This is a genomic window from Soonwooa sp. (assembly GCF_030151385.1).
Taxonomy (GTDB): Bacteria; Bacteroidota; Bacteroidia; order Flavobacteriales; family Weeksellaceae; genus Soonwooa.
In genome coordinates this window covers 1-14320 of record NZ_JASLDS010000076.1, presented here as the reverse complement: position 1 = coordinate 14320, position 14320 = coordinate 1, and the positions used below count along the sequence as shown (strand labels likewise).

Here is a 14320-nt window from a genome sequence, read left to right as displayed (position 1 = left end):
TTTTTGTTTTAAGTAAAGAGAACGGCATTTGTCTTCAAACCTTCTCCACATCGTCATATCCTCGTACCATTTAAGGTAAATCTCTTTGGAAAATTCTTTCATATGATTTCGAAATATTTAGCAAAAATAAGAAAATATCTTCAGTTATTAATATTGTTATGCTTAAATTAATAACTCGGCAAATACACGGAAATTAATTATTGAATCTGTGATTTGTTTTAATTTTCGAAAGTGTAAATTGCAACTTAATCTTTTATTCTTAAAATGACAGAAAATCCTGCAAATGATTCGCTTCTAATAAAGCTTTCAAAAATTATATCCAACTTTTTCAATCCGATCGTTTCGTTGTTTATTTATTATCTTGTTGTTGGGAGTGTACAACATTTTCCAAGTAAACAAATAACAGACGCGCTTCCCTTACTTTTCATTGTGGGAATTCCGACAATAGTTTGGATTTTTTGGAATGTTAAAAAAGGGAATTATACCAATATGGATGTTTCCAATAGACAACAACGCAACAGCCTTTATGTGGTTATCGTTGTCCTTTGCGCAATATATTTAGCCTATGAATACTTCGTCAATAAAAATCTAGATGTCCGAATTTTGTTTTTAGAAATTTTGTTAATTCTGATGCAGATCAGTAATTTTTTTCTAAAAAGTTCGATGCACACAGCGCTCAATTTGTATGTCGCTTTTTTGTTTTTAAAATATGATTTAGTTTGGGGAATTTCGTGGATAATATTATCAATTATCGTTGGTATTACCAGAATTATCCTAAAAAGACATACCTTAGCAGAAGTCATATCTGGCGTGGCACTTGGTAGCCTCATTGGTTTGATTTATTATTTTGTAATCTAAAACTTTTTAAAACATGAAAATCCTTAGTCTAACCAGTTCCGAAGAACAATTAATGTTGGTTATCTGGAATTTGGATTCTGCCTTTATGAAGGACGTGATGACAGCTTATCCTGAGCCGAAACCACACCAAAATACTGTTTCGACATTTTTGAAAATCTTAGTTGAGAAAAACTATTTGAAAATTGAGAAAAAAGGAAGAATCTACAAATACATTCCTAAAATAAGTTTTGAAGAGTACAGAAAATTCCAACTTCATAATTTATTAGAGAACCTTTATCACGAAGACGTTGCTTTGCTTTTAAAAGATCTAAACGTCAATGAAGCACCTCCAAAAGTTGAAGTAAAAAGTATCGAAACTATTATTGCAGAAAGCACACAAGTTGCAGATGCTGCCATCGAAAAAGAGGCAGAAATGCTAGATGCCGATACGATAACTTTGGACGAAACTAACGACGACGCGAAGTTTCACAAAAAGAAAAAGGACAAAAAAGAGAAAAAAGAAAAGAAAAAAAGCAAGCATAAAAAAGGCGAATCCTAGGATTCGCCTTTATAGTTTTAAAGATATATTACCATCTGTTACCACCTCCGCGGTTTCCACCACCTCTGTTGTTATCAAATGATCTTCTTGGTTTCTCTTCTCTTGGTCTTGCCTCAGTTACATTAAGCGTTTTACCGTTAAAGTCTTTTTGGTTAAGAGCCTCGATAGCTTGTCTAGCCTCATCATCGTTTGGCATTTCGATGAAACCAAATCCTTTAGATCTACCAGTTTCACGATCTGTGATGATTTTTGCAGAAGTAACTTCTCCTTGATTTTGGAATAATTCTAACAACTGTTCTTCTTTAGTTGCGTAATTGATGTTTGAAACAAAAATGTTCATTGTGTAAAAAAATTAAATTGGTATAAAAATTTTGTTGTTATAAGGAGAAAACAACTGATTGAACACTTGGATTTCGACTATAAAAACATCGCAATTTACACTTTATTTTCAATCCACCTACTATTTTAAGAAAAATTTATTATTTAATTAATGTTTTATATTTGGGCTAAATTTTAATTATGAAGAAGACATTTACACTAATCGCTGCTGTAGCCTATTTTGGGCTCAATGCACAGTTCACAAGTCCTAACACTGGGGTAACTTATAACCTTACAAGTCTTGCGCAAGCGGCCGCAGGAACAGTAACTAATAATGGAGACCATTTTTTAATCTCACAAAATGTGACTATTTCTGCTAATGACAAACTTATTATTGACGAAAACACCACCGTCAAGCTAAGCAAAGATGTCATGCTGTATGTATTTGGACAGTATCAAACCAATGCGACACAGCTAACTTATACTACTAATGTTACTGGTGAAGCTTATAAAGGTATTCGTTTTGAAGATACTTCTAGCGTCAATATCAAAAATACCACCATCGAAAATGGCGGCGGATTGCGTGTCAATACCTCCAATTTTGTGATGGACAATTGTATTGTTAGATACAATCAAACGGTTACAGGCGGCGCTGCTTCTAGTGCAGCAGTTCAATTTGGTGCTGCAACGGGAATAGTAATCAAGAACTCTCAGTTCTTAGAAAACGTAGGTTCTGCTTTAGGTTCTGGTGCAAATATTTCGGTATCAGGAACGATTGACAATAATTACTTTTATGGAAATAATACAAGTAATCAAAACCGTCCACAGATTAACATGGGACCTGGCGGAAGTGCAGGTATTATTATCACCAACAACCAAATTATTGGGAACAGAAATCTTCCTATGACAGGTGGTATTTCTGCTTCAGCGCTTATTGGAGGGGCAAATAATGTTAAAATCGAAAACAATACGATTCGCGATAATCGTTACGGAATTACCGTTGCTGGAAACTCTTCTTATGGAACTCTTGCAAAAAACATTATTGAAAATAACAACACCCAAAATGATCCTATGAATGGCGGAAGTGGCATTAACTTTATTGGAAGTGGTTCTGCTCTGATGGACGTTAAAGTTAGCGAAAACCAAGTTCGTGGTAATCTTTGGGGTGTTACTTTGCAAGGAACGGCGCAGGCTAATTTCGGAAGTGATCTAGCTGGCAAAGAAAATATTGGTAAAAACGTTTTTAAAGACAACATAAATGGTGGCGTTACTTATGCATTGTACAACAATACACCAAATAATTTGGAAGCAAAATTCAATTGTTGGAGAGAGGGCGAACAATCTACAGATGCTATGGTGGAAGAAGTTATCACGCACCAAGTCGATGATCCCAAATATGGTTTGGTTAACTTCAAACCTTATGACTGCGGCTTAACACAAGCTGTTAACGATGTTAATAAAGCAAAACTTCAGGTGTATCCAAATCCGAGCAATGGTAATTTTAACATCAAATCTGAAACAACTGGCAACGTGGTTGTAACCGACCTTTCGGGAAAAATTGTTTATTCAGGAATTCTTGCAAAAGGTGAAAACAAAATTTCTATTAAAGCAACTTCTGGCGTTTATCTAGTTAACACAAATAACGAGGGCAAGCAAGCTTCAACAAAGATTATTGTTAAATAAAAACAATGTCACAACATAGAAATCGGTAGAAAGCAATTTTTACCGATTTTTTTAGAGCTTGTTTAAATTTTATTGATAAAATTTTCATAGCTATTTTGAGATGAATTTTTTATTTCATATTTGAAGATTTAGCGGGCTAAATCAAAAATGAGAAGCAAAAAATTGGCTTAAAAGAGCATTAAAATTTAGCAAAGAAGATAGGAATAGTTTAAAAATATGTTTCGGTAAAATTTTTAACAAGCTCTTAGGTTTAAAATTTCATATTTAGCACCAAATCATCAATAGCGCTAAATTCTTATATTTACATATTAAACGAAAAATGTAGATGAAGACTCTTAAAGCAAACATTCCATCAATCAAAACTTTTACAGTCAATGAAAACGGAGAAATCTTTAATTATCTTGGCAAAAGATTAAATGGAAAAAAAAATCCATCCTTTCCCTATCTCCGAAGTCTAGACTTTCTAAACCTTAATCATAAAAGACAAGTCACAACATTCGGGAAAATCGTTTGGAATACTTTTCATCCAGAAGACATGGCACAAGCTGACGAAATTGTCCAAGTTATCGACCGTGATGCAAAACATGTCTTCGCTGTCAAAAATCTTCGCAAAATCTCAAAAGCCGAAAAAGTCAAAGAACTTAACGAAATAAGATTCTCGAAATTAAACTTAAAAAAAGATAACTAGAATGCTAGACTTCCGTCTTAAGGTATTTTCCACTGTTGCAAAACGTCTGAGTTTTACCAAAGCTTCGCAGGAATTGCATATCTCGCAACCTGCGGTTAGCAAGCATATCCAAGAACTGGAACAACAACTTAGCACCAAACTTTTTACAAGAAACGGAACCAGTATAGAGTTAACGTCGAGTGGTAAAATTCTGCTCGAAAAAGCCAATCAAATTTTTGAAGTCTATCGTGAAACCGAATTCGAGATTAACAAACTTAATAACAAGCTAAAAGGAAATCTAAAAATCGGCGCGAGCACAACGATTGCACAATATATTTTGCCCGAAATTTTGGTTAAATTCCATTCGTATTACGAGGATATTCATATTGATTTGACATCACAGAATACCGAAAAAGTTTCAGATTTATTAAAGAAAAACAAAATTGACATCGGCGTCATCGAAGGACCTTTTCAATCCGCTCAATTCGATTACATTCCTTTTATGTTGGACGAAATTGTTTTGGTTGCGCGCTCAGGACATCCACTTTCTAATAAAATGCTAAGCCTAAAAGAGCTTAGCGACATTGATTTTATCAGTCGCGAGCAAGGTTCAGGAACACAGGATTTTATCGATTCCGAATTACAGAAAAAAAACATCCAAACATCTGAGCTAAAGGTTATTATGAATTTGGACAGCAGCGAGTCCATTAAAAATTATCTCGCGCAATCCGACGCAATGGCTTTCTTATCAGTGAGCAGTATCACCAACGAACTGAAATACAACAAACTAAGTATTATAGACATCAAACATTTTGAGATAAAAAGACAATTTCAGTTTATTGTTCTTAAAGGCGAACAGTCAGAACTTGTCCACCTCTTTATGAAAACCTGCGGCATTATGACAAAATAAAAATCCGAGCATATCAATACTCGGATTTTTTATTTTCTTAAAATTTTGGAATCTTAACCGAAGTTGATGATTTCCGCCATTTTAGCATTTTCTTCGTTTACCATTTCGTCGTCAACTAGGATTTTTCCACTGTTTTCGTCGATGATGATTTTCTTTCTTTGTGCAATTTCCATTTGTTTTTGTGGTGGAATTGTAAAGAAAGAACCTTTTGGAGCACCTCTTTCTAGACCAACAACCGCAAGTCCGTTGATAGAACCTTTGCGAATTCTTTGGTAAGAAGCTAATAATCTAGAATCGATTTTCTCAGAGAACTCAGCAGATTTTTCTAATAAGAATTCTTCTTCTTTTTGAGTTTCTGCGATCAAAGCTTCCAACTCATTTTTCTTATGAGTAAGGTGGTTACGCAGATCTTCGATTTTAGCAACTAAGTCACTAAGTGTTTCATTCTTGTGAGCGATTTTAGCACCGAATTCTTTAATTCTCTTTTCTGCCAATTCAATCTCCAAAGTTTGATACTCGATTTCTTTATCTAATGATTCGTATTCTTTGTTATTTCTAACATTATCTTGTTGCGATTTGTATTTAGAAATAAGTGTTTGCGCTTGAGCGATCAATTCTTTTTTAGCATTGATTTCGCCATTTTGCTCTTTTATTTCAGCATCAAATTTTCCAGCTCTTTTGTCAAGGCCTTCAATTTCAATTTCTAAATCTTCAACTTCGATAGGCAACTCTCCTCTCGTATTGCGAATTTCGTCTAATCTAGAGTCAATAATTTGTAAGTCGTAAAGTGCTCTTAGTTTCTCTTCAACCGAGATATCGTTTGCTTTCTTAGCCATATCTTAAAAAAAATAATTTACAGGGTTGTTTTTTTTCGTCGTTTTAGCGATTGCAAAGTTAGTAAAATTTTTGCACAAAATTTCATATAATTGTTGAGTTACAAATTGTTCGCTCTCAAAATGTCCAATATCGCCAATTAGCATTTTGTTTTCGCCAGCAAAGAAGTCGTGGTATTTGACGTCGCCTGTTAGATATGCATCACAACCAACTGCCATTGCAGACTTTATTCCGCTGGCACCACTTCCACCAAGCACACCTACTCTTTTGATTGTTTTTTTGTTGGTATTACTATAACGAATCATTTCTAAATTAAATGTCTTTTTTACAAATTCTAAAAAAGTCTCAATAGGCAATTCGTTTTCTAAATCACCATAACGACCAAGTCCCGCATATTGATTATCATTTTCGAGATTGATAACATTGTAAGCAACTTCCTCATAAGGATGCGCTGCAAACATTGATTTCAGAATATTATTTTGTTTAAAATTTTCAAAAACAAAAGATAACAAAGTTTCTTCGACAATTTCGCGTTCGTTGATTTTTCCTAAAAAAGGATTTGAGCCCGCTTTCGCTCGGAAGCTTCCAGAACCCTCTACACCAAAACTGCATTCATCGTAAAAACCAATGCTTCCCGCTCCTGCTTCAAAAATAGCTTCTTTAACTTTTTCGGTATAATCTTTCGGAACATAGACTTCCAACTTTTTAAGATTCTTGGATTTTGGCATCAATATTTTTTGATTCTTTAAACCCAAAGCTTCACAAATCTGAAAATTGACACCAAAATAATCATTGTCAAAAGCAGTGTGCATCGCATAGATGGCGATTTTGTTTTCGATAGCTTTCAGAACTGCTTTCTCAACATAATTTTTCCCAGTCAATGATTTTAAACCCGAAAAAATAATTGGATGGAATGCTACAATCAAATTAAATCCTTTTTCAATAGCTTCGTCTACAACATCTTCCAAAGCATCGTGTGTTACCAAAATCCCAGTTACCTCGCGCTCTGGATGACCACACAATAATCCAACATTATCAAAATCTTCGGCCTGTCTGATGCTGAAAATTCTATCTAACTGATTGCAAACCTCTTTCAAACTCTTTTGACTCATATTTCTGCTTTATCTTTTTCTCTTTTAAAAACTAAGTGTAAATTTACATTTATTTTAAAAATATGAGACGAATAATAAAACCTGAGTTTGACTTGCTTCCAGAAGACGGATGGCTCAGAAAAGTTTATAACGTTATCTATCTAGACAATACGAAACAAGGGAGAATATTTGACATTTCGCTGCTTTTCCTTATTATGATAAGTGTGGGACTGTTGATGGTTGAGACAATCCCGTTGGTTAATATTAAATATCACAAACTTTTCTATACCGCAGAGTTTGTGATTACGATGATCTTCACAGTCGAATATATCTTGCGAATCGCTTGTATTAAAGACAAAAAAGAATACATCTTTAGCGCCTTTGGTATTATTGACTTCTTGTCGATTATTCCTTTTTATCTCAGTTTGTTTTTCCCTATTATCCATTACATCGGTATTTTGAGAATGTTTAGAATGTTGAGGATTTTTAGGATTTTCAACCTGGCGGATTATATGCACGATGGTCAATATATTGTAAAAGCCCTAAATCATAGCTCACGAAAAATTTATATTTTTCTTTTGTTCATGGTAATTTTCATCATCATTATTGGATCTTTAATGTATCTAATAGAAGGTGGCAAAAATGGTTTCACAAGTATTCCTCAAAGTATTTATTGGGCAGTTGTGACGATTACAACCGTTGGTTATGGTGATATTTCGCCTGCAACACCCGTCGGAAAATTCCTTTCCATTATTGTAATGCTTTGCGGTTATAGCATCATTGCTGTACCTACGGGAATTGTAACGGCAGAATTCAGAAAAGGGAAAAGATATTTATTTACTTGTGGTCGTTGTGGCAATGACGATAACGATACTGATGCAAGATATTGTAAACAATGTGGTGAGAAATTTCCTTAACCAAATCAAAAAATTATGAAAAAACTAATCTTCTCAATAGCTATTTCGGCAAGCATTTTTGGCTTCGCACAAAGCAAACAAGATTCAATAGCATTTAAAAATATTTCGGATTACATTATGAAAAATGGTCAAGCTTACGACCAACTTTATGATTTAACCAAAAATATAGGACATCGTCTTAGCGGATCTGAGGCTAATGTAAAAGCTGTAAAATGGGCTGAACAACAACTAAAAGAAGCTGGTGCTGATAAGGTTTGGCTAGAAGAAGTGATGGTTCCGAATTGGTATCGTGGCAAAGAATCACTAAATATTAAAACTGGCAATGGCGCTTGGAAAAGTATCAAAATGCTTTCTCTTGGTAATTCCGAAGGCACAAAAGGCAAAGATCTTACTGGTGATTTAATCGTTTTTGAAACTTTGGAAGATTTTGAAAAAACGCCAGCTGATCAAATTAAAGGTAAAATCGTCCTTTTCAATAACGTGTTTCCTCAAGAATATATCAAAACAATGCATGCTTATGGTAAAGCGGGAACTGTCCGTCGCGTTGCAGCAGCAGAAGTTGCAAAAAAAGGTGGAACGGCCGTTATTATCCGATCGATAAGTTCGGCTTTTGATGATGTTCCTCACACAGGAGCGATGAAGTACGAAGATGGTGTTGTCAAAATTCCAGCGATTGCCATCGGACCAAAATCAGCGATAGAACTTGCTAATCTTGCAAAACAAAATAAACTTTCCGCCAAGATTAATTCGAATTGCACCATGAAAGGCGAAGTGAAAACCTACAATGTTATTGGTGAGTTGACTGGAAAAGACACTAAAAATGTAATTGTTGTTGGTGGACATCTTGACTCTTGGGATGTTGGCGAAGGTGCACAAGACGATGGCGCTGGAATCGTTCAATCTATCGAAGTCCTTAGTACTTTCAAAAAATTAAATATCAAAAACAGAAATACAATCCGTGTAGTTTGTTTCGCCAATGAAGAAAATGGTGCGCGAGGTGGTGTTGCTTATGCAAAAAGCATCACCGATAAAGGCGAGAAAAACATCTTCGGAATTGAGAGCGACAGCGGAGGATTTACGCCGAGAGGCTTTTCATTGGACATGCCAGAAGCGAAGCGTAACATCATAAAATCGTGGAAAGATCTTTTCTTACCTTACGGCATCTACGATTTTACAGAAATCTATTCTGGAACGGATGTTGACCCAATGAAAAAAACAGGTGCAGATGTGGCAGGTTTAGTTCCAGACTCGCAACGTTATTTTGATATTCACCACACCGAAGAAGATACATTCGATAAAGTTAACCGTCGCGAATTGTTACTTGGCGCTACAGTAATGGCACAATTGATCTACATGGTTGACCAGTACTGGAAGTAAAATTTTAATTAAACTGAAAAAAATGAAAAAGCTGATTTCGTTATCAATATTAGGATTATTTGCATTAACAACGTCTTGCGAAAACCATCCAAAAAATCTTGCAGCAATCTCGCAAAGCAATTTTGATTACAAAAGCATAAGCTTTCCATCTAAGGATAACAAAATAAGAGTCTACGCCGATTATTACGCGAATAACTCGAAAAACGCACCATTGATTTTAGCCTTTCATCAGGCGGGATCTAGCCGTGGCGTTTATCGTGATATCGCACCGAGATTGGTAGCTTTAGGTTTTAATGTTTTGGCTGTGGATCTGCGATCTGGACACAAATTCGGAAATGTAACTAACGAAAGTTTTCAAGAAGCATATTCTAAAAATCTGCCAACAGAATTCGAAAATAGTATTCCCGATATCGAAGCAAGTTATGATTATGCGAAAAATATTCTGAAAGCTAAAAAAGTAATATATTTCGGAAGCTCCTACTCTGCTTCTTTAGGCTTTTATACCATTAGTCAGCATCCAACAGATTATGCTGCACTAGTAACTTTTTCGCCTGGAGAATATTTTAAAATAGATAATAAAAGTATTGCTGATTTCGCCAAGGATGATAATATCCCGACTTTCGTTTCTTCTGCAAAAGACGAAAAACCAAATTGGCTTAATATCTACAATAGTGTATCATCGCCTAAGAAACAAGAATTCTTACCAACAAATTGGACTGGTTACCATGGTGAAGTAACACTGAGTGGTAACTTTCCAAAAGCTGAAGAATATTGGGTGCCGCTTACAAAGTTTTTAAAAACAGTGAAGTAAAATCTTCTTCTTGTTCATAAAAGCTTTTTTTTGCGCTATCATAACCAATCTGGAAAATCTCTTCCAGACGAGAAGGTTTGCGCTCGAAAGTCCCATATTGTGCTAATTTTTTGGAAGTGATAAACCAATCACAATAAGCAAACTTATGGATTTCGGTTCTATGAGATAACAAGTCATAAGCTCTTGTTGTAATGGCGCGAATCGAGTTAAGATCACCCATTTTAACATCCTGAACTGGCGTCACATAGATGCCAATCATTTTTTTGCATTCACTCAAAATAATATCCGCAGGAAAATTATTGAGTACGCCGCCATCGCTATACATGGCATCACCAACCACATAAGGTGTGGCAATGCCAGGAATAGACGAAGATGCAATAATGGCATCGACAACGCGTGTGTCTTTGTCAAATATTTTTTGCTCGCCGCTGATAAGATCAGTTGCGATAATGCGAAGTTCTTTTTTCAAGTCTCCGATTTTGGTATTACCAAAAATAGGATCTAAATAATGCGTAAACAATTGTGACGATACAAAACCTGGTTTGTTAAAGGTAAAATGCTTCCAATTGAAAAAATAAACGGACTTAAAAAACTCCAAAATTTCTTCTGGATCTCTTCCAACCGCATACAAACTTCCAACAATAGAACCTGCACTGCAACAAGCCAAAATATCGATTTTGATGCCGATTTCATTCATGAATTTTAACGCGCCTGCATGAGCAAGACCACGCGTACCACCACCAGAAAGGACAAGACCTGTATTGTATTTCGTCATTGTTTCAACAGCATTTTTTTATTTAACCTAAAAATTAATTCGAAGCTTCAGAAGCGTCATCTGCATCATCGTAAGCTGCTTCGTCTTGGTAATAGGTTCTAAATTTCTGATTATTTTTATCATAAAGAATAACCAATTTAGCATTTTCACTGTTAAGTAAAACACCATCGATTGGCGACTGTACAAGATTACTAGAATTCATAAAGATTAAAGATTTCTTTTTAAAAGAACTTAATCTCATTTTGTCAGAGTAATTCTCAGCATAAGCCATGTAAGGTTCTTTAGAATTTTGGTTGGTACATATGATCATCAATCTAGAGCTTTGCTTTTCATTGTTATCCAAAATAACAGCAACATCCAATTGTCCATCACCATCGAAATCTCCATAAGCAATTGTATTTTTGGCACGATCAGCATTTTGAGTAACGGTGTAAGTTGTCCCATCGCTGTACTTATTATCCAAAATTAAACGTTTAACACGTGCTTCTAATTCTGAAAATTTCCCTAAAGAAAAAGCTTGTTTGAAATCGTCGAAGTTATAATATTCTACAACATTTGACTTCAACATATAATAAGACTGTGACATTTGATTTTTGACAGGCTTATCAAGATATACTCTTGCAAAAGTTGGACTGTCGAATTGGTTATCGACATATACTTTTTGTCCAAATTTTAGATTACCTGCAACATTAGAACCCTGAGCATTAGGCGCATCACGAAGATTAGCATCTTTTGCAATTACATAATTCTCAGTATAAGGCTCATACTCGCCTTCTTCACTATAACCTTCTGGCGGCATTGCGGTAGTTCGTGCAGAATCTACTTTTGCACTATCCATCGGTATTTTTTTACCATTATTGACAACCTCCGGTTTTTTATCATCTTTTTTACTAACGAAAAAATAAACCAAGCCTGCTAGCAAAAGCACTGCAAGTCCACCAATAATATAATAAAGCTGCTTGTTCTTCTTTTGTAGCTCTTCCTTTTGATCAGGTTGACTAGGTGGATTGGGAGACGCAGGAGGCGTCGACGGTGGTGTTGGGTTAGGTTGATTAGTTTCGTAGTTGTTTGGTGTGTTTTGATCTTCCATTAAAGTTTATTTATAGTTTAATTTTCATTTAGATAACCTAGCAAAATGTACGCCTCTTCTTTATCGTGAATCAATTTTACAAATTCTAAAAAGTATTTTTTGTAATCAGGATTCTTTTTGATGGCTCTATTCATTTCATAACCAGTATTTTGTAGAAAAAGTGAATCAAGTTCATAACCTTTGGAATTTACTAATTCTTCGAAAAGTTCTTTTAATAAAGGATTGTCAACTGGTTTATTTTTCGCAGCTTCGTCAGCCATTTTGCCGATTATTGAAAAAAAATAGCTTCTCTTTTCAGTTAGAAGATTGAAGGTTATTTTGTCATCATCATTCAGGTTTTTAAAGAATACTTCGAAATGCTGAATACTTTTATCGTAGTCATTCTTTTTAGAATAAAGCCTTGCATACAAATCTTCCATTCCGTTGGTGCGGAAACTTCCAGCATCATCTAGAATCGCCAAAGCTTCGTCTATTCGGTTAACATTGTTGGCATTAGACGCCGCATTGAAAATAGTAAGTGATGATTTTCCGTATTTTAAAGCTTTAACCGAAGTTTCATAAGCTTTTTGATTTTCGTTAAGATTGTTATAAGCAGCACTAAGATTGGACCAGAACGTCGCATCTTTCTCCGAATACAAAGTCGCGAGGGCAAAATTCTGTTTAGCTTTAGCAAAGTTTCCTAATCGAAAATAAGCGAGTCCTCTACCATTGAGATAACCTGCATTTTTCTCATCATCTTTTAACAAAATATTGTAATTGGTCAAAGATTTTTGATATTCGCCGTCATCATACTGTTGTCGCGCCAAACTTTCACGTTCATCTTTTGAGATTTTAACTTGTGCAAAAACACTTTGAAAGCTAAATAAGCTAAGCGTTGAAATTAATAAAAGTTTTTTCATCACTACTAAAATAAAAAAATGCTACATCTTACACAAGACACAGCATTTAATATTTTAAAAATCCTAAGATTAAATATGAATAACTTCACCATAAGCTGCTGCAACAGCTTCCATTACCGCTTCTGATAATGTTGGGTGTGGGTGGATAGACTTAAGAACTTCATGACCAGTCGTCTCAAGATTACGAGCAACAACTGCCTCAGCAATCATTTCTGTAACACCTGTACCAATCATATGGCAACCTAACCATTCGCCATATTTAGCATCGAAAATTACTTTTACAAATCCATCTGTATCACCATTAGCAGTCGCTTTTCCACTTGCAGAGAATGGGAATTTACCAACCTTAAGTTCGTAACCTTTTTCTTTAGCTTGCTTTTCTGTCAAACCAACAGAAGCGATTTCTGGTAAACAGTATGTACATCCAGGGATGTTGCCATAGTTGATTTTCTCAACGTGAAGACCTTTAATTTTTTCAACGCAAGTGATACCTTCTGCAGAAGCAACGTGCGCTAAAGCTTGTGTAGGGATAATATCACCAATTGCGTAATATCCAGGCACTGAAGTTTGGTACCATTCGTTAACCAAAACTCTACCTTTATCTGTTTGGATACCAACTTCTTCTAGACCGATATTCTCGATGTTAGCAGCAATACCAACTGCCGAAAGAAGAACGTCAGCTTCTAATGTAATATTTCCGTTTGCCGTTTTTACGTTAGCTTTAACACCAGCACCAGAAGTATCAACAGATTCTACAGAAGCGTTCGTCATTACTTCGATACCAGCTTTCTTCAAAGACTTTTCTAAATGTTTAGAAACTTCTTCGTCTTCAACAGGAACGATGTTTGGCATAAATTCTACAACCGTAACTTTAGTACCCATTGTTGCATAGAAATAAGCAAACTCAACTCCGATAGCACCAGATCCAACAACAATCATTGATTTTGGTTGTTCTGGAAGTGCCAAAGCTTGTCTGTATCCGATAACTTTAACGCCATCTTGTGGAAGATTAGGAAGTTCTCTAGATCTTGCACCAGTTGCTAGGATAATGTTATCAGCACTATATTCTGTAACTTTTCCGTCTTTATCTGTAACATCAATTTTGCGATCTTTCTTCACTTTAGCAGTTCCCATGATCACATCGATTTTGTTTTTACGCATCAAGAACTCGATACCTTTGCTCATTTTTTCAGCAACACCACGACTTCTCTTCACTACATTCGGGAATTCGAAAGTAGCATCAACTTTATTAAGTCCGTACTCTTCTGCATGGTTGATATATTTGAAAACTTGTGCAGATTTCAACAAAGCTTTTGTCGGAATACATCCCCAGTTAAGACAAATACCTCCAAGATTTTCTTTCTCAACAATCGCTGTTTTGAAACCCAATTGTGCAGCTCTAATCGCTGTTACATATCCTCCAGGTCCACTACCGATGACAATAATATCGTATTTCATTAGATCTAAAAATTTTTATCAAAAATAAGGATTTTTTTCTTTTTGTGTTCAAATTAATTTTAATGTACTTTTTTTATTAATTTTTCACTGATAT

General features: G+C 35.1%; 15 protein-coding genes and 1 pseudogene. 8 read left to right on the top strand and 8 right to left on the bottom strand.

Annotated elements, in window-relative coordinates; translation table 11 throughout:
• A pseudogene (locus tag Q1V95_RS16080) lies at nt 1-102 on the bottom strand (pyruvate dehydrogenase (acetyl-transferring) E1 component subunit alpha); the annotation flags it as partial.
• A gap of 162 nt (nt 103-264) precedes the next feature.
• Between Q1V95_RS16080 and Q1V95_RS16075 the strand changes: the two are divergent.
• A complete protein-coding gene (locus Q1V95_RS16075) occupies nt 265-858 on the top strand; it encodes a phosphatase PAP2 family protein (RefSeq protein ID WP_300675737.1) in 594 nt (197 codons plus the stop codon).
• A 13-nt stretch (nt 859-871) separates the two neighbouring features.
• A complete protein-coding gene (locus Q1V95_RS16070) occupies nt 872-1396 on the top strand; it encodes a BlaI/MecI/CopY family transcriptional regulator (protein WP_300675736.1) in 525 nt (174 codons plus the stop codon).
• A gap of 28 nt (nt 1397-1424) precedes the next feature.
• Here Q1V95_RS16070 and Q1V95_RS16065 read toward each other — a convergent pair whose 3' ends face one another.
• A complete protein-coding gene (locus Q1V95_RS16065) occupies nt 1425-1736 on the bottom strand; it encodes an RNA-binding protein (protein ID WP_300675735.1) in 312 nt (103 codons plus the stop codon).
• Between the two features lie 179 nt (nt 1737-1915).
• On the opposite strand from Q1V95_RS16065, the gene Q1V95_RS16060 reads away from it, so the two are divergent.
• From Q1V95_RS16060 to Q1V95_RS16050, 3 genes are all read left to right on the top strand, one after another.
• Nucleotides 1916-3397: a right-handed parallel beta-helix repeat-containing protein gene (locus Q1V95_RS16060; RefSeq protein ID WP_300675734.1), complete on the top strand. Its 1482-nt coding sequence runs from the start codon at nt 1916-1918 to the stop codon at nt 3395-3397.
• Between the two features lie 325 nt (nt 3398-3722).
• Nucleotides 3723-4085 carry a hypothetical protein gene (locus Q1V95_RS16055; protein ID WP_300675733.1) on the top strand — a complete coding sequence of 121 codons (363 nt, stop codon included), beginning with the start codon at nt 3723-3725 and terminating at the stop codon, nt 4083-4085.
• A gap of 1 nt (nt 4086) precedes the next feature.
• Nucleotides 4087-4974 carry a LysR family transcriptional regulator gene (locus tag Q1V95_RS16050; protein ID WP_300675732.1) on the top strand — a complete coding sequence of 296 codons (888 nt, stop codon included), beginning with the start codon at nt 4087-4089 and terminating at the stop codon, nt 4972-4974.
• A gap of 53 nt (nt 4975-5027) precedes the next feature.
• Here Q1V95_RS16050 and Q1V95_RS16045 read toward each other — a convergent pair whose 3' ends face one another.
• Both Q1V95_RS16045 and Q1V95_RS16040 read right to left on the bottom strand, forming a co-directional pair.
• The gene (locus Q1V95_RS16045) at nt 5028-5810 is read right to left on the bottom strand and encodes a hypothetical protein (protein WP_300675731.1); all 783 of its coding nucleotides are present in this window, start codon (nt 5808-5810) and stop codon (nt 5028-5030) included.
• 3 nt (nt 5811-5813) lie between these two features.
• The gene (locus tag Q1V95_RS16040; protein ID WP_300675730.1) at nt 5814-6920 is read right to left on the bottom strand and encodes a Nif3-like dinuclear metal center hexameric protein; all 1107 of its coding nucleotides are present in this window, start codon (nt 6918-6920) and stop codon (nt 5814-5816) included.
• 62 nt (nt 6921-6982) lie between these two features.
• Here Q1V95_RS16040 and Q1V95_RS16035 point away from each other — a divergent pair, with 62 nt between their 5' ends.
• The 3 genes from Q1V95_RS16035 to Q1V95_RS16025 are packed head-to-tail and all read left to right on the top strand — an operon-like array spanning nt 6983 to nt 10004.
• Nucleotides 6983-7816, top strand: coding sequence for an ion transporter (locus Q1V95_RS16035; RefSeq protein ID WP_300675729.1), 834 nt, complete (start codon nt 6983-6985; stop codon nt 7814-7816).
• 15 nt (nt 7817-7831) lie between these two features.
• Nucleotides 7832-9193 (top strand): M20/M25/M40 family metallo-hydrolase, encoded by a 1362-nt coding sequence (locus Q1V95_RS16030; protein ID WP_300675728.1) that lies wholly within the window; start codon nt 7832-7834, stop codon nt 9191-9193.
• Between the two features lie 22 nt (nt 9194-9215).
• Nucleotides 9216-10004 (top strand): alpha/beta fold hydrolase, encoded by a 789-nt coding sequence (locus tag Q1V95_RS16025; RefSeq protein ID WP_300675727.1) that lies wholly within the window; start codon nt 9216-9218, stop codon nt 10002-10004.
• Here Q1V95_RS16025 and Q1V95_RS16020 read toward each other — a convergent pair.
• From Q1V95_RS16020 to lpdA, 4 genes are all read right to left on the bottom strand, one after another.
• Nucleotides 9976-10779, bottom strand: a complete 804-nt coding sequence (locus Q1V95_RS16020) for a patatin-like phospholipase family protein (RefSeq protein WP_300675726.1) — start codon at nt 10777-10779, stop codon at nt 9976-9978. The genes Q1V95_RS16025 and Q1V95_RS16020 overlap by 29 nt on opposite strands.
• A 34-nt stretch (nt 10780-10813) precedes the next feature.
• Complete coding sequence (locus tag Q1V95_RS16015; RefSeq protein WP_300675725.1) at nt 10814-11869, bottom strand: hypothetical protein; 1056 nt, start codon at nt 11867-11869, stop codon at nt 10814-10816.
• Between the two features lie 17 nt (nt 11870-11886).
• On the bottom strand, nt 11887-12768 hold the full coding sequence (locus Q1V95_RS16010; protein ID WP_300675724.1) for a hypothetical protein: 882 nt from the start codon (nt 12766-12768) through the stop codon (nt 11887-11889).
• A 69-nt stretch (nt 12769-12837) separates the two neighbouring features.
• The gene (lpdA, locus tag Q1V95_RS16005) at nt 12838-14226 is read right to left on the bottom strand and encodes a dihydrolipoyl dehydrogenase (protein WP_300675723.1); all 1389 of its coding nucleotides are present in this window, start codon (nt 14224-14226) and stop codon (nt 12838-12840) included.
• Between the last annotated feature and the right edge of the window lie 94 nt (nt 14227-14320).